A 25,666-nucleotide genomic window follows, 5' to 3' on the forward strand; every position below is an offset into this window, starting at 1 on the left:
ATGGCGGATACGGCTTTCACTCGATGTGGCAGGATATCGCGGGCTTTTTGACGCCGCAAAACGAAGCGCTCGTAAGAGCCGAGCTTGGAATTTAGACGCGGAATTTCGCCCGTCCGATCAGACGGCGGCAAAATTTGTAAATTTAATAATGACAAAGTGCCGTTTATAACGAAATTTTAGAATACGAGCTACGTATATTTCCTAGTGCGAACTCGGGATACACCAAAATGTGGGCGAAAAACGAGCTGCAAATACGCGCGGAGTTTGAGCAAAAATTTGAGACATGTAAGCAAAAGACGCGAGAAATTTTAAATTTATAGGTATCGATAAAATTTTACTCTTTGCGGCGAGCTAAATTTAAAACCGTAAATTTCTGCAAAAAAGCGAAGAGACCTTAAAATAATAAAATTCAGGTCGTAAAATTTTACGCATTGTTCTACTAAAAATTCTCATACCCTTTTTCAAATATGCGCTCATACCGCTGTGGCGCGTGTATAACAAGCAAAAAGCTAAATTTTAAGAGCCCAATTTGCGCTTGCGGCGACGGGGCGCGTAAAACGCCGCAAATATCAGACAAAATATCCGTAAATTTAGCCGAAACGCAGTAAAATTCGAGCGGCAAATTTAACAAAAAGAGCGATCGTGGAAAATTTATTGTTAGCGCAGCTGCGCGAGGCATTACCGCAGGGTATGCGCGTGCCGAGCGAGACCCAGGCGCTTTATGCGTGGATCGAGGCAAACGGCTTTTATGACGACGCGGGCGGGCGCAGACGCGGCTATCTCTACCCGCAAGATCGGCTGCAGCAGAGCTGGAGCGACGATGAGCGCGAGGGCGGCACCGACATCGTATTTTCCACGGATGAGCCGAAAAATCGCGACGAGGAGCTAAGGTATTGGTTTTACGACGAGGATCGCGAGCTTGCCGCCGAGATCAAGCAGCGGCTTTGCGTGTTCGCAGGCAGCGGCTCGGAGGGCTCGATGTGCGCGCTGTGGCTGGACGATGCGGGCGAGGCTAGACCCCGCACATGGGCTCCGGCTCGGGTTCGACGATGACCTGCATTTTGGCTCATAGCGGGCTTGATTTTTTGCGGTTGCTTGCGATCGGATACGACGAGATCTGCTGGGATGAGGATTTTAACGCGCTGCCAAACAGCGACGATTTTATCGTGCATCCAAACGTGAGATTTCAGCAGTGGGTAACACAGACGTTTAAAACGACGATCCCGCAAACCGCGCTTGAGCTTGTCACGCCCGCGCATTTGGACGACGAGAACCCGAGCGATGAATTTTTGATCTGGGTAAATCGCGTCGCAGAGTGAAATTAAAGCGGCTTTTGCGCCGTTTAATGAAGTATTGCGGGGTTTGCTTTCACAGGAAACCTTGTGAAATTTAAGCTTTTGCTGGCTAATTTAAAGAGCGTAAATTTAATGGATATATTTTTATTAAAATTTGGCGGCGGTATCCATTTGGAAAAGCATTAATCATCTATTACTACTTCTACTACTCTTAAAATTTTTAGTAAATTTGCTCGATAGAATTTAACTCTTTGCAGTGTGGCGGTAGAATTTTGCTGCTATTTGAAATAAGACATGATAGAAAAGTTGGCACGTTTTTAAGAATCCAAATAAATTTAGCTAAATTCCGCGTGGATGGGTTATATCAAAGCACGGAAGTTCTGTCGGTTTATTAGCAAAGAACTGATTGAGACTAAATTCTAAAGCAGAAAAAACAAGGCTAAAAGCTTTTCAGTAGTTTTGGCGATAGGTTGTCTTTAAGTGTCGCATCAGAGAAAATTGTGACTGCAGCGACGTTAGGCAGCGCGCGCAGAGCTAAAAAATGGCGCGAGCATCTGTATCGGCGTAGCGCTTTTAGGCTTCGTACGAAAGATCGTATCCAAACGATCTCTATTGTCAAATATCTACATAAATTACGGCAGATTTTTATCGAGGGCATGGGGGCGAGCTACAAGGTATATCCAGCGAATACGTCTTTGCAGCTAGCTGCGCGCAGGCATTTAAAAGACGGAAAGTAAAAGTGAACAGGTTGAAATCTGAAAGTATTAATAGCTACGCAATAGGCAAATTGCGCTCAGTGGCGAAGTGAGCGCAAACTTTTTGGCAGCTTTGAGCTATCTGCACGCGCGGAGGGTAGCAGGCGCTACTTTGCTTTAAATCTCTTTTTGGATCTTGGGTTTGTACGCGCAGAAGTAGCAAACACTATAGCAGCTCGGTGCGGAGATATCGTATTTTGCACCACTTTCGCAGTAGCTCTCTTTTATACCTGCCAGCTGACACGCTTTCTAGCAAGACGAGTGATTGCTGTTTTGACACATTAATGAGGATGGGCTTGGCAAGCTCATATACAGCGCATACAAGTCCGGTAGCGTTATAGTGAACGCGCGACTTTGCGTGTTTTATGAATTTAGCGAAGGATTTGAGTTGAGTGCTGCGGCGAACGTGCATAGATTTTAGCGCTTTGTGGAAATTTAAGACGAGTATTGTTGCGAGCGGGTGCAAATTTTTAGGTAAAATTTTATGTTCATTGATTTTTATATGACTGTACTAAAGCATGCTCCATACGGCAATTTCGTATAAATTTTAACGTAAATTTTGCCCCATTAGGGAGGTAGAGTAAAATTTACGATCAAAAGGGCGTGGGATTATGTCAGCAGGCTGCGTGTGCAACGCAAAAATAGTGATGCAGGAAGCGTACCAAGCAGTGCGGATGAAAAGATGATTTTCATCCGTCACTTTTAAAATAAATTTTGCGACTAAAAAGCAATTTTGCCTTTGTAAATTTTAAAATTTTGCTAAAAATTCTTCGTATTTTTCTGCACTTTTTGCGATATATTCGCTATCTGGATGAAATGAAAATCCATAGCCGAAGTGGCACGGCAGCAGTTTAGCACCCGTAAAATTCATCGCGCATTTAAAAGGCGTGATAACTTCCTCTATGTCAAATCCGATCGTGCCGTCTTTTTTATAGTTGTTTCGCTCGTCGCCGATAGTGATCGCTAGGGCGAATTTTTTACCTTTTAGCTTGTCGCCGGTGCTGCCGTAAGCCCAGCCGTAGGCAAATACATCGTCGAACCATCGCTTTAAAAGCGGCGGATAGCTGTACCAATAAAGTGGAAACTGAATGATAATTTTATCGTGGCTCAAAAGTAACCCCTGCTCGCGCGCTACGTTTATTTTGCCGTTCGGATAAGCGGCGTAAATTTCGTGAATATCAAATTTATCGGCTTGCTTTTTGGCTACCTCGCGCCACGCCTTGTTTGCATGCGAGCTTGCCATATCGGGATGAGCGATGATGATGAGATTTTTCATATTTTATCCTTGTTTTAAATTTCTTACATTATATGTTTTTTGGCTGAAATTTTGATTTATCATCCAGCATAATATGGGTATGAAATTTCAAATGAAATTTTACTTCCACTCAAATAATACTGGCAGGCTTGTAGTTTTTTGCATGCGATTAGAAGTTAAATTTATAAGTAAATACGGCAGGCCCCAAAATCGATAGAATTTTATCTATTAGATTGTATTAAAAATTTTAAATGGTATGAAAAATGCGCCGAAAAATTCGGCGCAAATGAAAGGAATACTAATCTTAGATTAGTGCAGGAGCTACGATAAATCCTAGAGCAACCGAAAGCGCAACCATAATGGTTCCCGGAAGGAAGAATGAGTGGTTAAATACAAATTTACCGACTCTAGTCGTTCCGGTATCGTCCATGGCGATCGCGCCGAGCGTCGTAGGATAAGTAGGGAGCACGAACAAGCCTGAAACGGCTGCGAACGATGCGACTAAGATCCAAATTTGACCGGAATTTTCAGGGCTGGTCATTCCAAGCGCGGCAGCAACTGCAGGCATCATAACCTTTGTGGTCGCAGCCTGCGAGTATAGCAAGCAGCTTAGGAAATATAGCGCGACGGCTAGTACGAAAGGATACTGCGTAACGACGTTTTTAGCTACCTCTTTGATGCTGTCGATGTGACCGTTTACGAAAGTAGTACCGAGCCATGCGATACCGATGACGCAGATGCACGCATTCATACCGCTTTGGAAGGTGCTGGTAGAGAGCAGCTTGCCCGTATCGATCTTGCACAAAACAGCGATAAGAAAGCCGATAGTTAGCATAAAGCTGATAATCGCGCTATCTCTTGAAAGGATCGGTTTTTCTACCAAGCCAACGCTCTTTGAGATCGCAAGTGCATAGCAAACGACGATCAAAACGCCGATAGCAAATATCGCAACCGATCTTTTCGCATAAGGCTTCGGCTCTTTATACTCCTCGGCTTTGATCTCGGCTACAAGACCTTTTGAAAGTCTCTCTTTATAAACAGGGTCTTTTGAAAGATCGAGATCGTAGAATTTATTTACGATAAAGGATGTAATCAGCATAGCTACGAAAGTAGTTGAGATGCAGATAAACAAAAGCTTAGGATAGCTAACGCCTAGCTTCTCGCAAAGACCGCTCATGGCGACGAATGCTGCCGAAATAGGGCTTGCCGTGATCGCGACCTGAGATGAAACGACCGAGAGCGCAAGAGGAGCGGAAGGTTTGATGTTCTGAGTCTTCGCAACCTCGACGATAACCGGGATCATAGAAAACGCAGTGTGTCCGGTGCCCGCTAGTATCGTAAGTAGATAGGTAACGATAGGCGCTAGGTAGTTGATCTGTTTTGGGTTTTTGCGCAAAATTTTAGATGCCACCTGAACCAGATAATCAAGTCCACCCGCGACTTGTAGCGCCGTAATCGCAGAGATTACCGATGCGATAATCAAGATAACGTCAACCGGAATATCTTTAAATTCCACCTTCATACCCAAAATGGCTAGGACGATGACGCCTAAGCCGCCTGCATAACCGACGCCCATGCCGCCTAGCTTAACGCCTAGGTAGATGCCGCCGAGCAACACGATAAATTGCAATATCACCATAAAGTCCATTGCAAAACTCCTTATAAAGTAATTTTTTTAACGGCGCGCAGAATTCTAAAGATTTCAGCAGGTAAAATCCGAATTATCTTTATAATTCAGTGGTCGGAATTCTATGCGGAATTTTATCCTAAAATTTCGCAAGTGGAATTTTACTCCACGGAAGCTAAATCTAACTTGATGAAATTCTGCATCTACGGAATTCTGCACGATCAATCTTATCTATATTATAATAGAATTCTACTTTGTGGAATTTCGCCTATTAAATTAACCGACGAAATTCCGTGCCGCACCTAGTTTGGAACTATTTTTTGCTCATATGTGGGTTGAGCATAGATTTAGGCTCTAGGATCTTATCGATCTCCTCTTTTTTCAAATATCCGCGCTCTAGGCAGATTTCGCCGACAGATTTTCCGGTCTGAAGTGCCTCTTTGGCGATACTTGCGGATTTCTCGTAGCCAATGTAAGGATTAAACGCCGTAACGATACCGACGGAATTTAACACCGATTTTAGGCAAGCTTCAGGATTTGCCTTTAGATGTTTGATAGCTTTTTCAGCTAGTGTATTCATCGCATTTTCCAAAAGCACAATCGAGTTAAATAGCGCATATGCGATGCCAGGCTCAAACGCATTAAGCTCGAATTCTCCGCGCTCGGAGCAAAGCATAATAGTCACGTCGTTGCCGATTACCTCGTAGCAAGCCTCGCCTACGACCTCGGCGATGACCGGATTTACTTTGCCCGGCATGATGGAGCTGCCCGGTTGCATCTTAGGAAGCTCGATTTCGCCTAGTCCGCATCTAGGACCGGAGTTCATAAGACGTAGGTCGTTTGCGATTTTACTTAGGCGGACGGCGGCAGTTTTTAACGCGCCGCTAACGTGGACGAAGTCTGCGGTGTCTTGCGTAGCGGCGATGAAATCCTCTGCAGCTTTAAATTTAACGCCGGTGATTTCACCCAGTTTTTTCTCGACTACGTTTTTGTAATCAGGATGGCAGTTGATACCTGTGCCGATCGCCGTAGCGCCCATATTTAGGTAAGTCATCGACTCTCTAGCAGCTTTGATAAGTGCGATATCGGTTTTGATGTAGGTAGCAAAAGCGTTGAAAGTATTTCCAAGAGTAGTAGGGACGGCATCCTCAAGCTCCGTCCTTCCCATTTTGATGACATCTTTGTATTCTTTGGCTTTGACTTCAAGCTCTTTTTTCAAATTTTCCATAGCTTTTAGTAGATCGGTTAGCTTGGCGTAAGCGGCGACTTTGATCGAGCTAGGATAGGTATCGTTAGTGCTTTGACCCAAATTTGTGTGATCGTTTGGATGGAGGTATTGGTATTCGCCCTTTTTGTGTCCCATGCTCTCCAAAGCTATATTGGTAATGACTTCGTTGGTATTCATATTCGTCGAAGTTCCGGCGCCGCCTTGGATCATATCGACTACGAATTGATCTCTGAACTCTCCTGCGATGAGCCTGTCGCAAGCTTTTGCAATCGCATCGGCTTTTTGTGCGTCTAGGACTCCGACCTCTTTATTGGCTAGTGCAGCTGCTTTTTTGATTTGTGCAAATGCCTTGATAAAAAATGGATAGTCTTTGAGCGCTCGTCCGCTTAGATGGAAGTTCTCTAGTGCCCTAAATGTTTGCACACCGTAGTAAAAATCGTCGGAAATTTCTAATTCACCGATGAAATCGTGTTCTTTTCTGGTCTTTGCCATAATAAGTCCTTTCGTTGAAATTGTTAATGGAATTTTAAAGCTTTTAGTATTAAAAACAGCTTAAAACGTAACGAAAAATTAAAATTTAGAAATTAGTATGATTGTTTAAGGCTTTAAATAGAATTTTACTTAAAAAATATTTTAGAATTCGCTACTAAGGCATAATTACACTTTAATAGAAATATCGTATTGCACGCAGATTATGAAAGTGAAATTATAAAAATTCTTGTTTAGCTTAAATTATAATTTGAAAAATTTGAACTTAAAGGCGATAAAATGGAATTTTTCATTGTATTTGTATTTACTGGCGTGAAACTATTTTTTGCGTTTTATAAAATAAACATATAGAAGCGAGATTATAATGACGACGGCGAACAGAGCGATCGTAATTAGATGCAGATCTTGCTTGATTAGCTCCTCGTTTTCGCCGATGAAATATCCCAAGCTCATTAGTATTAGTGTCCAAATCGCAGCTCCAAGCCCGGTAAATAGCACGAAGCGCGCGACATTCATCTTTGCAAGCCCCGCAGGAAGGCTGATGTATTGACGGATGCCAGGGATTAGGCGGCAGTTAAACGTTGAAATTTCGCCATGGCGGTTAAAAAACGCTTCGAATTTTGCAAATTTCTCCTCGGTGATGCCTACGTATTTGCCGTATTTAGCGATAATCTTACGTCCAAAAAAGTAGCATAGATAGTAATTAAACAGCGCGCCGGTGATGCTGCCGCCAAGCCCACAAACAAATGCTAGAGCAAAGCTCATCTGTGATTTTGAGGCCAGATAGCCTGCAGGGATCATCACTACTTCACTTGGGAAAGGAAAGAAGCTACTTTCTAAAAACATCATCACAAAAATGCCAAGGTATCCCCAACCTGCGACAAATTCTACGATAAAATTTACGATATCAGAAAGCATTTGAATTCCTTGATTTAATGTAAAAAACCGGCTGCGCTTAAAATTCCGCAAAATTTAACATCGGCAGAGCGAATAAGTTTAGAATTTAACAATCCGGCGATACAAGAGTGAGCTTAAAATTTCACAAAATTTAGCGCATATAAAACAAAGGCGCGGGCCAAAATTTATCCCTGCAAGTTACTGCCGCAGAGAACTTGCATATAAATTTAATAGCCTCGCGCCTTAAAATTAAAACTATTTTGCGTATTCGATGTTTAATTTGCCGAATAGCTCATTAGCCTTGTCATCAATTTTTTTGTTTACTTTGCTTGGAAGTAGCTGATTTTTGATGAGATCTTTTACCTTTTCAAACGGCATAGTCTCAGCCTTTTTGCTGCTTTCTTTGTAGATTACATGATATCCGAATTGTGTCTTTACCGGCGTTTTGCTCATCTCACCATCTTTTAGCGCAAACGCCGCTTTTTCAAACTCCGGCACCATCATCCCTTTGCCAAAAGAGCCCAAATCGCCACCGTTTTCTTTCGCACTTGGATCGATTGAAATTTCTTTGGCTAGCTTATTAAATTCCTCTTTTAAATTCTCTTTTTTGACTTTTGATAGCTTCGCAATCGCGTTTTTAGCAGCCTTTTCGTCTGCTACTAAGATATGACTTGCGGTAACGGAATCTGGTTGCATGAAATTTTGTTTATTTTCATCATAAATTTTTTTAGCTTCCTCGTCGCTGACGCTTACGTCTTTAGCCTGTTCGCGTTGCCATAGATTAAATGCGATGCCATCTTTAGCAAGCTCTAGCTGATGTTTATATTCGTCGCTGTTTTCAATACCTGATTTTTTCGCCTCTGCGATTAGAAGTTTGTATTTGATCAGATCATCGATTAGTTTTTTCTTCTCATCGGCGGTTGGTTCCTGTCCGCCGTGCTGCATACCTTGAGCCAAAAACGGTGCAACATCCTCATCCGTAATAGTGATATTTGCGTCTTTTGCAGTAGCCAAAACGCCTGCATTAAGCGAAGATATAGCCATAGCGGCAACAAAGCTGAAAGATAAAATTCTTTTCATTATTTTTCCTTTATTCGGTAAATTTCGCGCAATTATAAAAAAAGATAGTAAATAAAATAGCGAATGCCAGCAAATTCGGCGCGAATCCTGCGCCGAATTTTAAAAAGAGGGGAGTTAAAACGATGGAATGATTGCGCCTTTATATTGCGTCTCGATAAACTTTTTCACTTTCTCACTTTGGATCGCTTTATCTAGCGCCTTGATTTTAGGGCTGTTTTCGTTGCCTTCTTTAACGCTAATAACATTTGTGTAAGGGTTGCCCTCCGCCTTTTCTAAAAATAGCGAATCTTTGATCGGGTTTAAATTTGCGTTAAAGGCAAAATTTGAGTTGATGACTGCAATATCGACATCGCCCAGGGTGCGTGGAAGCGCGGCGCCTTCAAGCTCTAAAATTTCTAAATTTTTAGGATTTTTCGTGACATCTAACGGCGTGCGAAGCTTGGCGTTTTGATCAACTTCGATGAGCCCCGCGGCTACGAGCAGATCAAGAGCGCGGCTTTCGTTAGTCGGATCGTTCGGCACGGCAACTTTGGCACCGTTTTTAAGATCTTTTAAATTTTTAATCTTATGGCTGTAGATGCCCATCGGCTCTAAATGCACGCCTACGGTCGCTTTTAATTTTGTGCCTTTATTAGCGTTAAATTCCTCCATATACGGCACGTGCTGGAAAAATCCCGCATCCACGTCGCCGCTATCAGTAGCGAGGTTTGGGGTTACGTAGTCGTTAAAAACCTTGACCTCAAGATCGTAGCCTTGGGCTTTTAGATCAGGCTTAATCTGCTCTAAAATTTCGGCATGCGGTATCGGAGTAGCGGCGACTACGATTTTTTCGGCAAGAGCGAAGCTGACGACGCTGGCGCTAAGAAGCGAAGCGAGAAGAAATTTCTTCATATTTAATCCTTTTGGTTAAAATTTCGCGGTATTATAGCAGGTAGAATTTTTAATGTCAAGCGTTTTTATATGATTTTTTAAAATTTTATCTAAAATATTCCAAAATTCGATATTTCTATATATATTTAAATACTACATTTTATTGTATAATGCAGAATTGGCACGCTTTAATGAGCGCTTTACATAAATTCCGCTAAAATCGCAAAATTTAAAATTTTAAAAAAGGGCTGAAAATGGCAGATTTTTACGACGCGAAAGCCGTAGAGGAGAGCTTTTATAAAATTTGGGAGCAGCGCGGTTATTTCGAGATCGACGGCAATAAAGATATCCAGCAAAAAGGCAAAAACTTTTGCATTATGATGCCCCCTCCAAACGTCACCGGAGTGCTTCATATCGGGCATTCGCTCACTTTTACCTTGCAAGATATTATGACGCGATACAAGCGAATGGACGGCTACCGCACGCTGTGGCAGCCGGGGTTAGACCACGCAGGCATTGCGACGCAAAATGTCGTCGAGCGCGAGCTTTTGGCGCAAGGGATCAAAAAAGAAGAGATAGGGCGCGAGGAGTTTTTAAAGCACGTTTGGCACTGGAAAGAGCAAAGCGGCGGGCAGATCGTAAAGCAGATGAAGCGCCTGGGCGTCACGCCCGCGTGGAGCAGACAGCGCTTCACGATGGACGAAGGGCTTAAAAACGCCGTTCGCAAAGCCTTCGTAAGCTTATACGACGCGGGGCTCATCGTGCGCGGAAACTACATGGTAAATTGGTGCACGCACGACGGCGCGCTAAGCGACGTGGAGGTAGAGCATAAGGAGAACAAGGGTAAACTCTATCATTTGCGTTATTACTTTGCGGACGGACAAGATAAATTTATCGTGGTCGCTACTACGCGCCCTGAGACCTACTTCGGCGACACCGCCGTCATGGTAAATCCCGCGGACGAACGCTATAAAAATTTGATCGGCAAAAAAGTCGTGCTGCCGCTAATCGGCCGCGAGATCGAGATCATCGCCGACGAATACGTCGATATGAGCTTCGGAACGGGTGCGGTTAAGGTCACGCCAGCGCACGATACCAACGACTACGAGGTCGGCAAGCGCCACGAGCTGGAATTTATCACGGTATTTGACGAAAAAGGAATTTTAAACGAGCAGTGCGGTAAATTTCAAGGCTTAGAGCGACTTGCCGCGCGCGATCAGATCGTAGCGGAGCTTGAGCGGCTGGGCTTTATCGAAAAAATCGAGGACTACGAAAATCAAGTCGGCTACTGCTACCGCTGCAAAAATGTCGTCGAACCGTACATCTCGCAGCAGTGGTTCGTGCGCGCAGATATTGCAAAAGAGGCGATCTCTAAGGTAAATTCCGGCGCGGCGGAATTTTTCCCGAAGCACTGGATCAATAGCTTCAACGCCTGGATGCGTGAGTTGAAGGACTGGTGCATCAGTCGCCAGCTGTGGTGGGGGCATAGAATTCCCGTGTTTTACTGCGACTGCGGCCATCGGTGGGCGGATGAGCGCGAGAGCCCTGATGCCTGCCCGAAATGCGGCGGTAAAAATTTTACTCAAGACCCCGACGTGCTCGATACATGGTTTTCAAGCGGTCTTTGGCCGATCAGTACGCTTGGCTGGGGTAACGGCGAGGCGCTGAAAAACGAGAAGTGGTTTGAAGAGGATTTGAGCGAATTTTATCCGAATACCATGCTGATTACCGGCTTTGACATTTTATTTTTCTGGGTCGCGCGCATGATGTTTCAGTGCCAAAACGCCATGGGCGAGCTGCCGTTTCGCGACATCTATCTGCACGCCTTAGTTAAGGACAAAGACGGCAAAAAGATGAGCAAATCGAGCAAAAACGTAGTCGATCCGCTGCTAAAAATCGATGAATTTAGCGCCGATATTTTGCGCTTTACGCTTACGATTTTGTGCGTGCAGGGGCGCGATCTGCGCCTTAGCGACGATAAGCTTTTGATATATCGAAATTTTACGAATAAGCTTTATAACGCGAGCAAATTTTTGCTTTTAAACGCTTCTAAATTTGACGATTTAGACGCGGTGCGGATCAAAACGAGCCTCGGCAAATATATGCTTTCGCGCTTTAACTGCTGCGTGGGCGCGGTGCGGGAAAATTTGGACGAATACCGCTTCAACGACGCTGCGACCGAGCTTTATAAGTTTTTTTGGGACGAGTTTTGCGACTGGGGCATTGAGCTTAGCAAGGCGGACAAGGCCGCGATAGGCGAGCTAGGGATGATTTTTAAAGAAGCGATGAAGCTGCTAAGCCCGTTTATGCCGTTTCTAAGCGAGTATCTGTATCAGGAGCTAAGCGGCACGAAGCTGCAAGACGCGCGCTCCATCATGGTGATGAGATACCCACATCCTGGCGAGCGCGACGAGCGGATCGAGGAGCTGTTTTCGCTGCTAATCGAAGCGATCGTCAGCATTCGTCGCGCAAAGGCGACGATCGAGCTCGGCAATGCGCGCGTAGCCAAAGCCTACGTCAAATCTGCAGTCGATCTAAGCGCCGCTGCGGACTACATCAAAACGCTAGCAAAGGTCGATGAAGTGGAATTTACGCAGCAAAATATCGCAAATTCCGCCCGCGACGTAAGCGAGAGCTTAGAAAGCTTTGTACCGCTTGAGGGGGTCGATCTTAGCGGCGTGATTTCGCGCCTTAACGCGCAAAAAGCGAAGCTGCAAAAAGAGATCGAAAAGCTCTCGGGCATGCTAAATAACGAGAAATTCGTGGCCTCCGCCCCGCAAGCCGTAGTCGAAGCCAACCGCGAAGGACTGCAAAGCGCGCAGGAGAAATTCGCCAAAGTATGCGACGAGCTAAAGGCGTTTGGCGAGTAGCCCGCTAGTTTGAGCTTAAATTTTAAATTAAGGAGAAAAATATGTCAAAGGGTAGTATCGGTGGATTTACTTTAGGCACGGTCATAGCCGTCGCACTATCATGGGGAGCCAATAAAAGCATAATGTGGGCGATAATCCACGGATTTTTAAGTTGGTTATACGTGATTTATTATTTCTTACTTAGGTAAAATTTCATCGGCGGCGCTCCGTTTTACGCGCTAAATTTTAAAATTTGAAGGATAAAAAATGAGCGAAAAAATAAAAATAGCGGTTTTGGGATATGGAAATTTGGGTCGCGGCGTAGAGCTTGCCGCGCGAAATAGCAAGGATTTGCAGCTTTCGGCGGTGTTTTCTCGCCGCGAGCCACACAGTGTGCAAACATACGGCGCGCCAGTATTTAGCGCGGATGAAATTTTATCGCACAAGGGCGAATTTGACGTTTTAGTTCTTTGCGGCGGTAGCGCGACGGATCTGCCGACGCAGACGCCCGAGTTTGCGCAGAGCTTTAACGTCGTAGATAGCTTCGATACGCACGCAAAAATACCTGAGCACTTCGCCGCGGTAGACGCCGCCGCCAAAGCGGGCGGAAAAGTTGGTATCATCGCCGTAGGCTGGGATCCGGGACTGTTTTCGCTAAGCCGCCTATTTGGCGAGAGCGTGCTAGAAAACGGCAGCAGCTACACATTTTGGGGTAAAGGCGTAAGCCAAGGCCACTCAGACGCCATCCGCAGGATCGAGGGCGTCGTGGACGCACGCCAATACACCGTGCCGATAGAAAGCGCCTTGGAACGAGTCCGTGCGGGCGAAAACCCAAAACTTAGCACGCGCGAAAAACACCTGCGCGAGTGCTACGTAGTGGCGCAGGACGGCGCCGATAAAGCGCGCATCGAGCGTGAGATAAAAACGATGCCCAATTACTTCGCCGACTATGACACGAGCGTGCATTTCGTAGATCTTGCGACGCTTAAAAAAGAGCACGGCGGCATACCTCACGGAGGATTCGTTTTGCGAAGCGGAGTAACGGGCGAGCATGGAGAAAATAAACACCTGATCGAGTTTTTGCTAAAGCTTGACTCAAATCCAGAATTTACCGCAAGCGTGCTCGTAGCTTACGCCCGCGCGGCGTATCGTTTGGCGCAAAAAGGCGAGTGCGGCGCGTTTAGCGTGTTTGACATCGCTCCGGCGCTTCTTTCGCCAAAGAGCGCAGATGAGTTAAGGCGCGAAATTTTATAAATTTTTGGAGCGTTTCGGCGGAATTATGAACGAGGAAATCTGAGTGATAAAGATAGAGAATTTAAAGAAATTTTACGGCAAAACCTGCGTGATCGACGATGTGAGCTTAGAAGTAAAGCAGGGCGAAATTTTTGCCATCGTCGGCCGCAGCGGTGCGGGTAAAAGCACGCTGCTGCGCTGCATAAACGGGCTTGAGGACTATCAAGAAGGAAGTCTCAAAGTAGAGGGCAGGGAGGTAAGAGAGCTAAGCGCCGCGCAGATCCGCGAGCTGCGCAAAAATATCGGTATGATTTTTCAACACTTCGCGCTTATGAGCCGCCGCAGCGTCGCGCAAAACGTCGCCACGCCGTTAGCATTTTGGGGCTATTCGAAGGACCATACAAAGCGCCGCGTAGCCGAACTTTTGGAGCTCGTGGGGCTTGCGGATAAAGCAAACGCCTACCCCGGCGAGCTTAGCGGCGGACAGAAACAGCGCGTGGCGATTGCGCGCGCGCTTGCATTAAGCCCTAAAATTTTGCTTTCCGACGAGGCGACCTCGGCGCTTGATCCTAATACCACCGCGCAAATTTTATCGCTTCTGCGCCGCATCAATCGCGAGCTAGGCATTACGATCGTGCTCGTTACGCACGAGATGGAGGTCGTAAAAGGCATCGCGCAGCGTGCGATCCTGCTTAAGGGCGGGCGCGTGAGCAACTCGGGCGATATCGTCTCGCTGTTTCTGCACCCGGATGAGAATATGAAGGAGTTTTTGGGCGAGGAGGAGGTGCTTCCCGCAAGCGGCGTGAATATCAGGCTCTTTTTCCCGCCCGCAGTTGCGTTTGACAGCGTGATCACGCACATGGCGCGCGCTTTGGAGATAAATTTTAACATCGTCTGGGGCAAGCTCGAGCGCCTCGATAAAAACGTCGTCGGAAGCCTCGTGATCAACGTAGAGCCCGCTCACGTCGTGCGCGTGGAGGAGTTTATCAAAAACGCTGGCGTGATCTATGAGATCGTAAGCGAGGATGAGATCAAAAGCTGCGCCGCGATCTAGGTGCGATTTCGCGCCCTGTGCGCTTGCGCCGCACTAAATTTAAGGGCTTACGCGGCATGGCTAATTTAAAAGCTCGGGCGAGGTCGCGAACTCAAAGGCTGGCTAGGCGTTTTAAATTTAACGATCGAGCCGTAGCATTATAAAATTTAATTAATTATGACGAGAGTGGTTTAAATTTCTATTTTGCCTCGATAAAATAAGCTCGGTGATGCGCTGTTGGCGTGCGCTCTGGCTAGCTTTGATTCGCGTTTAGAATTCGACTAGCCATAGCGAGGCGATTTAAATTTCAGGGATCGCGACCGACCGAGCGCATTTAAGCCGCTCCGCGTTTGAAATTACAGGCGTTTAAATTTAAATTTGAATTTTTTCGGAATTTCACACTTACTTCACTTTTACGGAAGTATAATTCCGCTAATTTTTTTTAAGGAGTACGTAATGAAAAAACTTACTTTGTTTGCGCTTAGTGCGCTATTTGCTGGCACTTTTGCCGTAGCTGCCGATATGGGCATGAAAGATGAGATGAAGGACGCCAATACATCAATGCATAATGGTGCGAAAGAGGTGAAAGCTGAGATGAAACATATGAAGCACGAGACGCATGGTATGAAAAAAGATGCCGTTAAAAAGGGCTCTCATGCAAAAAAAGAGATGAAAAAAGAGATTAAAAAAGAGATGTAGTGAGTAAAATTTTACTCGTAGAGGACGATGAGACCCTTTGCGATCTCATCGGCGAATATCTAAAAGACGCGGGCTTTGACGTATGCGTTTGCAGCGACGCTCAAAGCGCCGCGGATCTTGCTTATGAGCAAAAATTTGATCTTTTTATCTTTGACGTAAAAATCCCCAAAGGCGACGGATTCTCACTTTTAAAAGAGCTACGCAAGAACGGCGATCACACTCCTGCGATATTTGCTACGTCGCTAAATACGCTCGATGATCTTGAGGTCGGTTTTAAAAGCGGCTGCGACGACTATCTCAAAAAACCGTATGAATTAAAAGAGCTGATGCTGCGCGTTAATTCGCTCATAAAGCGAAACTTCAGCCATAATTTTGATGATTTTGTAACTATTGACGATGAGTTTAAATTTTATTTTGCAAGCAAAGAGCTGCGCAGATCGGGCGTGCCCGTCGCGCTTTCAAACAAAGAGCGCGAGCTATTGGCGCTTTTTTTACAAAATAAAAACAGGCTTTTAAGCAAGGATGAAATTTTCTCCGCGATCTACGCTTTTGACGAAACTCCGAGCGAGGAAGCGCTGCGAACTTATATCAAAAATTTGCGCCGCGTCCTAGGCGAAGAGCACATCATAAATCGCCGCAACGCAGGGTATCTGTATGTCTGAAAAGACCGCTTTAACGCTTAAAATTCTATCTTTATATCTCATTTCAAGCGCATTGTTTTTGGGATATTTTTTCAAGATAAATTACAGGATGAACGAAGCCGCGCTGCTTTCGCACAGGATAAAAGAGCTAAAAGAGATCAAAATGATGATCTATATGAAAGCAAGTATGGATGGGCTGGAATCGCTAGCGGACTTTGAGCGCGAAAAGGGCGTGAGTGCGTGTATATTTAAGCCAAACTCTGATGAAATTTACGGCTGCAGTGGTGAGCTTGGCACACTTGATAAAGCGAAGCTAAAGGCGGAATTTATAAGTGGCGGTAGGCTAGGAATTTATGAGAATCTGCAAAATATGGAGGAGCGAAACGCCTTTTCCAAGGCTAAAATCATTCTGCTTGGAAGTAGCGTGCAGGGCGAAATTTTAACGCTTCGTATCAAAACAGCAGCGATGATGATAGCGCTTTTGGGCGTGATATTAGCCGTGGCGTTTTATCTGGTGCGGCTAGGTACAAAGCCGCTTTACGATAAGATCGACACACTAAATCGCTTCATTAAAGATAGCACCCACGAGATTAATACTCCGCTTAGTATTATCTCCATGAGCGTCGAGACGATGCGGCACGCAGAGCTTGGAGAATACAACGCCAAGCGCGTCGCTAATATCGATCTTGCCGCTAAGACGCTTTCGCGCATCTACGAGGATCTCGTGTTTTTAACCTTCGGTATGAATAAGGAGGGCGAGATTATCTTAATCGATCTAAAGAGCCTCGTCGCTTCGCGCTGCGAATACTTCGCGCCGTTTATCCAAAAACGCAGACTAAGCCTTAAAACCGATCTTTCGGATGCGAGCATGAGCGCGAACGTCTATGAAATTTCGCGCCTCATCGACAATCTGCTAAGCAACGCCGTAAAATACGCAAATGCAGGCGGCTACGTGGATGTGCGGCTAAGGCGCGGCGAGCTAGCGATCTCAAATAGCGGCGAAGGGATCGACAGGAAAAAGGGCGACGAAATTTTCAGGCGCTTTGCGCGCTTTAACTCAAGCGAGGGCGGCTTTGGAATCGGGCTTAGCATCGTAAGCGAGGTCTGCAAAAAATACTCCTTTTCTATCTCCTACGACAGCGTGCCGGGCGAAGTAACGACCTTCCGCCTTACGTGGCGCGAATAAAATTTTAAAATTTAGTGAAATTTTAAAATTTAAAAGCGACCGCCTGCAGTTTAAATTTAATCGTCGTTTGGTCGCTTAAATTCCGCGCAAAAAGGCTCTAATTGCCGGAGCGTTTAAATTTAATCGCCCGCTCGCTTTGCGCTCGTAAAATGATCCTGAAAGTTATTAGTGCGGAATTTTATTCGTCCGCGATTTCATAAAATTTAGCTTTTATTTCTTGATAAGTATATCCAGTGGATTATATTACTGAATAAAATCGGAACAGATATACCAAAAAACATTGAGCCGCCTCCAAAAAACGATAGCCAACCAAACAGGCTTTCTCTGCTCGCAAAAGTTGGAAACGTCCGCCCGTTGCCTACTTTGTGTGGGATGCCGTTTATGGCAAAATCGGCGTAGAAATAATTATTTAGAAGCCAATAGATAAAAGGTATGCCGATAAGCATAATTAGCTGCGTCTTGACGGCGGGAAGCTCTTTTTTGTATAAGAATGTGGCGATCGGACAATACACGCAGCTTAGCGCGAAAGCCGTTAAAATAGGTATCCACAATGCCGCGACGTAAAATTCCGCAAGTTGCGTATGCGGGCTTATTTTGCCGATTGCGGCGATGTTTGGAAAAAACCGCTTCATAAATCCAACGAAGTCCGCGCATGCCGCGCTTACGTCTAAAATGTTTTCGGGTAGCGCAAATACACTAAGCGCCGTGATCGCAAACAGCGCAAAAACCGCCGCGTAAAGTCGCCCGAAAAATTTAATAAATTTCGTATCGGGATACGGCTGTATGCCCTCTATCTCCGCTTTTATATCCATTTGACGCCGTTTCCTTTTAAATTTACGCTTTGCCTAAATTTTAAAATTTAGAGTTTTTATTGATCGTATCTACCGTGGCTTCGGCGATCGCTAGCTCCTCGTTGGTAGGGATCACGAGCGTTTGAATTTTACTGCCCGCCGCGCTTAAATTTCGGATCGAGCCGGTATTGTTGTAATTTTTCTCAGGCTCTATCGCAATGCCGATATGAGCGAGCCTCTCGCAGACATTTTCTCTAAAATGCGGCGCGTTTTCGCCTATGCCGCCTGCAAAGATCAAAGCGTCCACGCGCCCAAGCACGGCATAATACGCTCCGATCATCTTAACGACGCTGTACACGAGCATCTCAAACGCAAGTTTCGCGCGCGGCTCGCCGCCTTCCATCTTTTCATATACTTTTCGCAGATCGCTTGCGCCGCAGATGCCGAGCAGTCCGCTTTTTTTGTTCATTATGACGTCCATATCCTGCGCGTTGTAGCCCGCGACTCGCTCGATGTATGGGATGATCGCAGGATCGATCGAGCCGCATCTGGTGCCCATGATGATCCCCTCAAGCGGCGTTAGCCCCATCGAGGTGTCGATGCACTTGCCGTTTTCTATGGCGCTCACGCTCGAGCCGTTGCCTAGATGCAGCGTGATGGCGTTAAATTTCTCATACTCTATGCCTAAAAATTTCGCCCCCTCTTGCGAGACGAAGCCGTGCGACGTGCCGTGCGCGCCGTAGCGGCGGACTTTGTATTTTTCGTAGAATTCATACGGCAGCGCGTACATATACGCATACGGCGGAATGCTTTGATGAAATATCGTATCGAAAACCGCCACGTTTGGAATTTTAGGGGCTATTTTGAGGCAGGATTTGATGCCCGCTAAATTTGCGGGATTGTGTAGCGGCGCAAGCGGCGCAAGCTCGGCGATTTTAGCCATTACGTCCTCATCTATGAGCGCGGGAGCGTCGAAATAATCGGCGCCCTGAACGATGCGGTGCCCGATACCGCCCACTTCGGAGAGGTCTTTTATCGCGCCGTTTTGTTTCAAAAGATTGATCGCCATCGCGATCGCGGTCTCGTGATCCGGGATATTTTCGCCCTTTACTTCGGCGAACTGCCCGTTAACGCAGTTAAGACGGCCGTTTGCGTGCGTCGAGCCGATCTCTTCAATGAGTCCGCTTGCGATACAGGCATGGTTTTTTATATCGTAGAATTTAAATTTAACCGAGCTCGAGCCGGAATTTATGACTAGGATATCCATTTAATTATCTCCCGCTTGAATTGCGCTTATTAGGATGGTGTTTACGACGTCTGCAACCTCGCAGCCGCGACTTAGATCGTTTATCGGCTTTTTTAAGCCCTGCAAAATCGGGCCGATCGCGATAGCACCTGCGGTGCGCTGAACGGCCTTATAACAGATATTTCCGCAGTTAAGATCGGGAAAGATAAATACGTTCGCGCGTCCTGCGACCGCCGAATTCGGCATTTTTTTCTTAGCGACCGCCGCATCGACCGCCGCGTCGAATTGTAGCGGCCCGTCGATTAGAAGCTCCGGCGCCTTTTCGCGCGCTTTTTGCGTCGCCGTTTTGATAAATTCCACGCTATCTCCGCTGCCGCTATCGCCGCTTGAGTAGCTTAACATTGCCACGCGCGGTTCAAGCCCGAAAGCCTTTGCGGTCGCGGCGCTTGAGATCGCGATACCCGCCAGATACTCCGCGCTCGGGCTCGGCGCTACGGCGCAGTCGGCAAAAAGCAGCGCCTGCGTATCCAGGCACATTATAAATGCGCCGCTAACGCTCGCGATACCAGGCTTTGTTTTGATGATCTGAAGTGCGGGGCGGATAGTCTCTGCAGTAGTCGTGCCGGCACCGCTTACCATCGCATCGGCTAGCCCTTCATATACGAGCATCGTGCCGAAGTAGGTGCGATCGCGCACTAAATCGCGCGCCTGCGTCTCGCTCATGCCCTTTGCCTTGCGAAGCTCATAAAGATCGCGCGCAAATTTTTCTAAGCTCGCATCCGTCTGCGGATCTAAAATTTTAACGCCGCTTAGATCGAGCCCCAGCTCGCTCGCGTTTTTTTGCACTTCGTCTTGCCGCCCTAAAAGGATCAAATTTGCCGCTCCGCTTTGCTTAATGATCGCAGCCGCGCGCAAAATTCTCTCGTCGTCGCTTTCGGGCAGTACGACGGTTTTAACGTTCGCGCGAGCTTTGGCGTATAGTTCGCTTTCAAATTTCAAAGGGGTTAAAATTTCACAGCGCGTGGAATTTGCCGCGTCCGTGAAGTAGCTTTTATCGGCAAGGACTTTATCGAGCTCTATTGTGCCGCAAAGCTTTGAATCTTCGTCGTGAGATTTCGCGCCGCTTTCGCGTGCGGAATTTTTGCCGCAAAGCCCCGATTTTTTAGAATTTACGCTGCTAGAGCTTGATCTGTCCGCAGCAAATAAAATTTTACCTTCATATACGCTGGCGAAATTCAGCGCTTTTGCTGCAGCGATTGCGCGCTCGCCGATGCGCGCGGCAATTTCGTTAGGATAAAATCCGCAAACGGGGATATTTAGATCCTTGGCTATTTGTAAATTTAGCTCGCGCATATCGGCTCCCGCCGCGCCGCGAACCAGCACGAAATTACACTGCTTTAGGATCTGCGCAAAGCGTTCTATCGCCGCCTTTCGCACGTGCTCATCCTGCCCGTCCGCGAGTGCTCTTTCAAGCTCACTCCTGCTAAAAAGGGCATTGTCGCCAGCGATGCAAAGTTGCAAAACGTTGTGAAAGCTCATGGATAAAATTTTATCTAGTTTTTTTAGTTCGGATTGGTAGGCGACAGGCTCGTCGCATAGGAGCAAAATTCCGTTCATCGGTTGATCCTTTTGAAATAAGATAGGTAATTGTAGCAAAATTTTGCTTGCGTGTTAATCAAAGATTTATCGTGAGGGTTTAGAATTTGGTAACTTCCAACAAAGGAGCGCACATGAAAAATTTAGTGATTTTGGCTCTTTTAGTGAGCCTCGCCGCGGCGAAAATCAATATAAACGAAGCTAGTCGCTACGAGCTGATGACGATCGGTGGGCTTGATGCGGGTAGGGCGGATATGCTTATGCAATACCGCCAAAAGCGCGAAATTTCAAGTGCAGATGAGCTAAAGGGCATCAACGGCTTTGCAAGTTACGATACTGCTAAACTGCAGAAGAGCTTTGAAATATCGCCTAGAGCTAACGTTCAGCAGCCGGTGCAGCCTGACCGCGATATAGTCGTGGTCGAAAAGACCCGCACCCGCACGGTTTACGGAGGCTCTACTTACAAACGCGTTGAAAATTACGGCAATGGCATCACGATCACAGAGACCGGTACTTTACCGCCGCCTCCCCCTCCGCGAGGATATGGTAGGCACGGCGGAATGATGCCTCTTCCGCCTCCCCCACCTCCTGGCGGCATGCCACCACCTCCGCACGGAGGTATAAAACCGCCTCCGCCACCGCCACCTCCGCGTGATGATTATTCTCGCAGGAGAAGTTCTAATAGTATGAGCGATAGCGAAATCGGCGGAAGCTCGCGCCGTAACATGCCGGTGCCTATGCATATGGGAACGATCCGCTCGAAAAGATCCAGCAGCGTCACAAGCTTCGGCGACTGCGATCCGCAAAGCGGCAACTGCGCTAGCGTGGGCGTAGGCGTGCAGGTAGATAGAGGGTTTTAAAATTTAATTTTACGTGGGCGGAATTTTAGAATTTTATAATCGAGATTCCGCCCATCCTAAATTTACGGCTAAATTTTAAAATTTTGTAGCTATGGAATTTCAAATCTACACAGGAGTTGCTCTGCGCTACGATAAAATTTCAAAAAATTTATAAATTTAATCAGCAGCTTACGTGGTAAAATTTCAAGCTAAAATTTTACGTTAAAAATTCCGTGCCGCGTTTGGTCGAAACAAATCTGCACTTTAAAATTTTAAATCCGAACATCCCGTCCGTTTTAAATTTATGGCTAAATTTTAAATTTGCCTTTTCTACTCTCGCTAAATTCCGAAATTTTGCCCCAGTCTGCGCCGCTATTAAATTTTAAATTCGACCCGATTTAGCGCCTAAAATTCGTGAAATTTAATTTACAAAATAATATAATCATAAAATTATTCCAACGAAACAGGATGGGCGTATGAAAGAAATTAGCGGATCGCAGATGATCGTGGAGGCGTTGCGGCAGGAGGGGGTCGAGGTGGTTTTCGGCTATCCCGGCGGCGCGGCGCTTAATATATACGATGAAATTTACAAACAAAAATACTTCAGACACATTTTGGTGCGCCACGAACAGGCCGCGGCGATGGCTGCAGACGGTTATGCGCGCGCTAGCGGCAAGGTAGGCGTGGCCGTCGTCACAAGCGGTCCTGGATTTACGAATGCGCTTACGGGGCTTGCTACGGCGTATAGCGATAGCATCCCGATCGTGCTTATCAGCGGTCAGGTGGCGACCTCGCTCATCGGCACCGACGCCTTTCAAGAGATCGATGCGATCGGAATTTCACGCCCTTGCGTCAAACACAACTATCTAGTTAAGACGATTGAAGAGCTGCCTAGAATTTTAAAAGAGGCCTTTTATATCGCTCGCAGCGGTAGGCCCGGGCCCGTGCATGTCGATGTGCCGAAGGACGTGACGGCGAAGCTGGGCGTTTTTGAATATCCTAGCGAAATCAAGATGCAGACTTACAAGCCGAACTATAAGGGCAACGCTAAGCAGATCAAAAAAGCCGTCGAGTTAATCGCAAGCTGCAAAAAGCCTATCCTCTACATCGGAGGCGGCGTTATTAGCGCGGGTGCAAGCGAGCTGGTGCGCGAACTTAGCGAGTTTGCGCAGATCCCGGTCGTTGAAACCCTTATGGCGCTGGGAGCTATGCGAAGCGACGATAAAAACCGCCTCGGCATGGTCGGTATGCACGGCAGCTATGCCGCAAATATGGCGCTTAGCGAGTCGGATTTGATAATCTGCCTGGGCGCGAGATTTGATGATCGCGTCACCGGCAAGCTTAGCGAATTCGGCAAAAACGCAAAGATCATCCACGTCGATATCGATCCTAGCTCAATCTCAAAGATCATAAACGCGGATTATCCGATCGTGGGCGATGTGAAATCGGTGCTAGAGGAGATGCTACCTCGCATTAAAAACGAGGTTAGCCCTGCAAATTTCGAGCAGTGGCGCGAGCTTATCCGCAAATACGATGAAATTCATCCGCTTAAATTTAACGACAGCGATGAAATTTTAAAGCCGCAGTGGGTTATCCAAAGTACCGCAAAAATCGCTGGCGAGGATGCTATCATCGCTACGGACGTGGGGCAGCATCAGATGTGGGTCGCGCAGTTTTATCCGTTTTGCAAGCCGCGCACTCTGTTAAGTAGCGGCGGGCAGGGCACGATGGGATATGGCCTGCCCGCGGCATTGGGCGCGAAGGCTTATGCGGGAGATAGACCGGTTATAAATTTCAGCGGCGACGGCTCGATTTTGATGAATATCCAAGAGCTGATGACTGCGAGCGCGAGCGGCCTAAACGTCGTAAATATCGTATTAAACAACAATTTCTTAGGCATGGTGCGGCAGTGGCAGAGTCTATTTTACGGGCAGCGTTTCTCATCGACCGATCTTAGCTCGCAGCCCGATTTTGTGAAAATTGCGGGGGGCTTCGGCGGCGTGGGCTTTAGCGTTAGCACTAAAGCGGAATTTGAAGATGCGCTGAAGCAGGCTCTTGCTAGCAAAAAGGTAAGCGTCATCGAAGCTAAGATCGACCGCTTCGAAAATGTCTGGCCGATGGTACCCGCAGGCGGCGCGCTTTATAATATGATTTTTGAGCAGGAGTCTTAGGATGAATAGCATAAGAAGAGTAATATCGGTCGTCGTTACCGACGAGCACGGCGTTTTGTCGCGGATCTCGGGGCTTTTTGCGGGGCGCGGCTATAATATCGACAGCCTCACCGTTGCGCCGATCCCAAATACCGGCCTATCGCGCCTTAGCATCGTCACTTCGGGCGATGAGCGCGTCATAGAGCAGATCACTAAGCAACTTCATAAGCTGATCCCCGTCTACAAGGTCATCGATGATGCAAAATTTGTCGAAAAGGAGATGGTTCTGGTAAAGATCGCGCTGGGTGAAAATTTAGCGGGGCTCGATGCAGTTTTAAAAGCCTACAACGGTAGCATCGCAAACAGCGACGACAGCAAGATTGTCATCATGGCGTGCGACGACGCAGACCGCATCGACGGATTTTTAAAGACGATAAAAAAATATAATCCGATCGACGTCGTCCGCGGCGGCAGTGTCGCGCTGGATATGTAAGCGGCGATAAAATTTAATCAAAAGGAGCGCAAATGAAATTATCCAAAATTGCCGAAATTTTAAATATAGAGCTTAGCGGGGCGGACGCGGAGATTACTGCGATAAATTCGCTTCAAAACGCAAGGCAAAGCGAGCTGAGCTACTGCGATAGCGACAAAAACGAGAAATTTTTATCCGCCACCAAGGCAGCCGCCGTATTGGTAAAGTGCGGCACTGCGGTTCCAAACGGCGTGCGAGCGCTAGAGTGCGAAAATCCGCATCTAGCCTTTGCGATCTTAAGCGCGCATTTTGCTAAGCCCCTCATTCGTAGCGGCGCGCCCGCAAAGATCGCCGCTAGCGCGCAGATCGGGCAGGGCGTGCATATCGGCGTAAATTCCACGATCGGCGAGGATTGCATCATTTTAAGCGGCGCGTATATCGGCGATGACGTGCATATCGGAAGCGGCTGCGTGATCCACGCAAACGCCGTCATCTACAACGACGCGATCATCGGCGAGCGCTGCATAATCCACGCAAACGCCGTTATCGGAAGCGACGGTTTCGGCTACGCGCATACTAAAACGGGCGAGCACGTTAAAATTTATCATAACGGCAACGTCGTACTGCAAGACGAGGTCGAGATCGGCGCGTGCACGACGATCGATCGCGCGGTATTCGGCTCGACGATCGTTAAGCGCGGCAGCAAGATCGACAATCTCGTTCAGATCGGGCACAACTGCGAGCTTGGGCAAAACTGCCTCATCGTCTCTCAGGTAGGACTTGCGGGCTCGACGACGCTTGGGCGTAACGTCGTGATGGGCGGACAGAGCGGCAGCGGCGGGCACGTAAGCGTGGGCGATTTCGCTCAGATCGCGGCGCGCGGCGGCATAAGTAAGGATCTGGCGGGCGGCAAAAACTACGCAGGACAGCCTATAATGGAGCTTAGCGAGTGGTTCAAGCTGCAGGCTAAGATCGTTAGATTTTTTAAAGATAAAAAGCACTAGCCGTTTTGCCTTGGCTGACTTGCTTTAGTCGGTTCGGTTGATCGGCTTGATTTGATAGTTTTGATCGTTCGCTCTGATCGACTCCTCTAGCTAGCTTAATCTAGCAGGCTCGCGTCGTTTCAGTGAAGTTTGAAATCGCTAGGCAGTTGGCGATTGTGGAGTGGTTTGCCTTGCCGTTTGTGCTTTGGTGTATTTTGTAATCGCTGCGGCGGTAAATTTTTGCCCTTTTATCGGCGAAATTCTGCCCGCGCCGTTTTTTGTCGTGCGCTTGCTTTGTGGGCGCGGTAGAATTTGATCTGCTAGTTTGGGTCGCGTTTGCTCGCAGTCATGGCACTCGAGCTTTACGAGCGCTTTAAATCAGCGCAAATTTAATTAAAGGAAAAACAATGATAGAGATGTTTTTATGCTCCTATTTTGCGGGCGCGGCGACG

The 25,666-nt window shown here is 47.0% G+C and carries 22 protein-coding genes; 13 read left to right on the forward strand and 9 right to left on the reverse strand.

Annotated features, from left to right (window positions below):
* Positions 1-642: 642 nt before the first annotated feature.
* Positions 643-1,053 carry a hypothetical protein gene (locus Q0101_RS01995; protein ID WP_297941798.1) on the forward strand — a complete coding sequence of 137 codons (411 nt, stop codon included), beginning with the start codon at positions 643-645 and terminating at the stop codon, positions 1,051-1,053.
* Positions 1,050-1,319 (forward strand): hypothetical protein, encoded by a 270-nt coding sequence (locus tag Q0101_RS02000; protein WP_297941801.1) that lies wholly within the window; start codon positions 1,050-1,052, stop codon positions 1,317-1,319. Before Q0101_RS01995 ends, Q0101_RS02000 begins: the two co-directional genes overlap by 4 nt.
* Positions 1,320-2,798: 1,479 nt before the next feature.
* On the opposite strand, the gene Q0101_RS02005 is transcribed toward Q0101_RS02000, so the two are convergent.
* From Q0101_RS02005 to Q0101_RS02030, 6 genes are all read right to left on the reverse strand, one after another.
* Entirely contained in the window at positions 2,799-3,326 is a 528-nt protein-coding gene (locus Q0101_RS02005) for an NAD(P)H-dependent oxidoreductase (protein ID WP_297941803.1), read from the reverse strand.
* A 283-nt stretch (positions 3,327-3,609) separates the two neighbouring features.
* Complete coding sequence (locus Q0101_RS02010) at positions 3,610-4,953, reverse strand: anaerobic C4-dicarboxylate transporter (RefSeq protein WP_297941806.1); 1,344 nt, start codon at positions 4,951-4,953, stop codon at positions 3,610-3,612.
* 292 nt (positions 4,954-5,245) lie between these two features.
* Positions 5,246-6,652, reverse strand: a complete 1,407-nt coding sequence (locus Q0101_RS02015; RefSeq protein ID WP_005870686.1) for an aspartate ammonia-lyase — start codon at positions 6,650-6,652, stop codon at positions 5,246-5,248.
* A gap of 315 nt (positions 6,653-6,967) precedes the next feature.
* Positions 6,968-7,567: a DedA family protein gene (locus Q0101_RS02020; RefSeq protein ID WP_297941808.1), complete on the reverse strand. Its 600-nt coding sequence runs from the start codon at positions 7,565-7,567 to the stop codon at positions 6,968-6,970.
* A 234-nt stretch (positions 7,568-7,801) separates the two neighbouring features.
* A complete protein-coding gene (locus Q0101_RS02025; RefSeq protein ID WP_005870679.1) occupies positions 7,802-8,626 on the reverse strand; it encodes a peptidyl-prolyl cis-trans isomerase in 825 nt (274 codons plus the stop codon).
* 114 nt (positions 8,627-8,740) lie between these two features.
* Positions 8,741-9,517: a MetQ/NlpA family ABC transporter substrate-binding protein gene (locus Q0101_RS02030; RefSeq protein WP_005870677.1), complete on the reverse strand. Its 777-nt coding sequence runs from the start codon at positions 9,515-9,517 to the stop codon at positions 8,741-8,743.
* A gap of 233 nt (positions 9,518-9,750) precedes the next feature.
* On the opposite strand from Q0101_RS02030, the gene Q0101_RS02035 reads away from it, so the two are divergent.
* From Q0101_RS02035 to Q0101_RS02065, 7 genes are all read left to right on the forward strand, one after another.
* Positions 9,751-12,366 (forward strand): valine--tRNA ligase, encoded by a 2,616-nt coding sequence (locus Q0101_RS02035; protein WP_297941810.1) that lies wholly within the window; start codon positions 9,751-9,753, stop codon positions 12,364-12,366.
* Between the two features lie 41 nt (positions 12,367-12,407).
* Positions 12,408-12,554, forward strand: a complete 147-nt coding sequence (locus Q0101_RS02040; RefSeq protein ID WP_169748464.1) for a hypothetical protein — start codon at positions 12,408-12,410, stop codon at positions 12,552-12,554.
* A 58-nt stretch (positions 12,555-12,612) separates the two neighbouring features.
* Positions 12,613-13,599: a diaminopimelate dehydrogenase gene (locus tag Q0101_RS02045; RefSeq protein ID WP_297941813.1), complete on the forward strand. Its 987-nt coding sequence runs from the start codon at positions 12,613-12,615 to the stop codon at positions 13,597-13,599.
* A 43-nt stretch (positions 13,600-13,642) separates the two neighbouring features.
* On the forward strand, positions 13,643-14,632 hold the full coding sequence (locus Q0101_RS02050; protein ID WP_297941815.1) for a methionine ABC transporter ATP-binding protein: 990 nt from the start codon (positions 13,643-13,645) through the stop codon (positions 14,630-14,632).
* A 435-nt stretch (positions 14,633-15,067) separates the two neighbouring features.
* Positions 15,068-15,310, forward strand: coding sequence for a hypothetical protein (locus tag Q0101_RS02055; RefSeq protein ID WP_297902676.1), 243 nt, complete (start codon positions 15,068-15,070; stop codon positions 15,308-15,310).
* The gene (locus Q0101_RS02060; RefSeq protein ID WP_297941817.1) at positions 15,310-15,972 is read left to right on the forward strand and encodes a response regulator transcription factor; all 663 of its coding nucleotides are present in this window, start codon (positions 15,310-15,312) and stop codon (positions 15,970-15,972) included. Before Q0101_RS02055 ends, Q0101_RS02060 begins: the two co-directional genes overlap by 1 nt.
* Positions 15,965-17,137 (forward strand): HAMP domain-containing sensor histidine kinase, encoded by a 1,173-nt coding sequence (locus Q0101_RS02065; RefSeq protein ID WP_297941818.1) that lies wholly within the window; start codon positions 15,965-15,967, stop codon positions 17,135-17,137. Before Q0101_RS02060 ends, Q0101_RS02065 begins: the two co-directional genes overlap by 8 nt.
* Positions 17,138-17,340: 203 nt before the next feature.
* On the opposite strand, the gene Q0101_RS02070 is transcribed toward Q0101_RS02065, so the two are convergent.
* From Q0101_RS02070 to pta, 3 genes are read right to left on the reverse strand one after another with little or no spacing between them, the layout of a single operon-like run.
* Positions 17,341-17,949, reverse strand: a complete 609-nt coding sequence (locus tag Q0101_RS02070) for a hypothetical protein (protein ID WP_297941820.1) — start codon at positions 17,947-17,949, stop codon at positions 17,341-17,343.
* 40 nt (positions 17,950-17,989) lie between these two features.
* The gene (locus Q0101_RS02075) at positions 17,990-19,195 is read right to left on the reverse strand and encodes an acetate kinase (protein WP_297941822.1); all 1,206 of its coding nucleotides are present in this window, start codon (positions 19,193-19,195) and stop codon (positions 17,990-17,992) included.
* Positions 19,196-20,791: a phosphate acetyltransferase gene (gene pta / locus Q0101_RS02080; RefSeq protein ID WP_297941824.1), complete on the reverse strand. Its 1,596-nt coding sequence runs from the start codon at positions 20,789-20,791 to the stop codon at positions 19,196-19,198.
* A gap of 113 nt (positions 20,792-20,904) precedes the next feature.
* Here pta and Q0101_RS02085 point away from each other — a divergent pair, with 113 nt between their 5' ends.
* The 4 genes from Q0101_RS02085 to lpxD all read left to right on the forward strand — a co-directional run bounded on the left by Q0101_RS02085 (position 20,905) and on the right by lpxD (position 25,235).
* Positions 20,905-21,630: a helix-hairpin-helix domain-containing protein gene (locus Q0101_RS02085; protein ID WP_297941827.1), complete on the forward strand. Its 726-nt coding sequence runs from the start codon at positions 20,905-20,907 to the stop codon at positions 21,628-21,630.
* Positions 21,631-22,085: 455 nt separating this feature from the next.
* Complete coding sequence (locus Q0101_RS02090; protein ID WP_297941829.1) at positions 22,086-23,780, forward strand: acetolactate synthase large subunit; 1,695 nt, start codon at positions 22,086-22,088, stop codon at positions 23,778-23,780.
* Between the two features lies 1 nt (position 23,781).
* The gene (ilvN, locus tag Q0101_RS02095) at positions 23,782-24,252 is read left to right on the forward strand and encodes an acetolactate synthase small subunit (protein WP_297882007.1); all 471 of its coding nucleotides are present in this window, start codon (positions 23,782-23,784) and stop codon (positions 24,250-24,252) included.
* A gap of 32 nt (positions 24,253-24,284) precedes the next feature.
* Complete coding sequence (gene lpxD, locus Q0101_RS02100; protein ID WP_297941831.1) at positions 24,285-25,235, forward strand: UDP-3-O-(3-hydroxymyristoyl)glucosamine N-acyltransferase; 951 nt, start codon at positions 24,285-24,287, stop codon at positions 25,233-25,235.
* Positions 25,236-25,666 lie beyond the last annotated feature (431 nt).

Source organism: uncultured Campylobacter sp. (assembly GCF_937921625.1).
Lineage (GTDB): Bacteria > Campylobacterota > Campylobacteria > Campylobacterales > Campylobacteraceae > Campylobacter_B.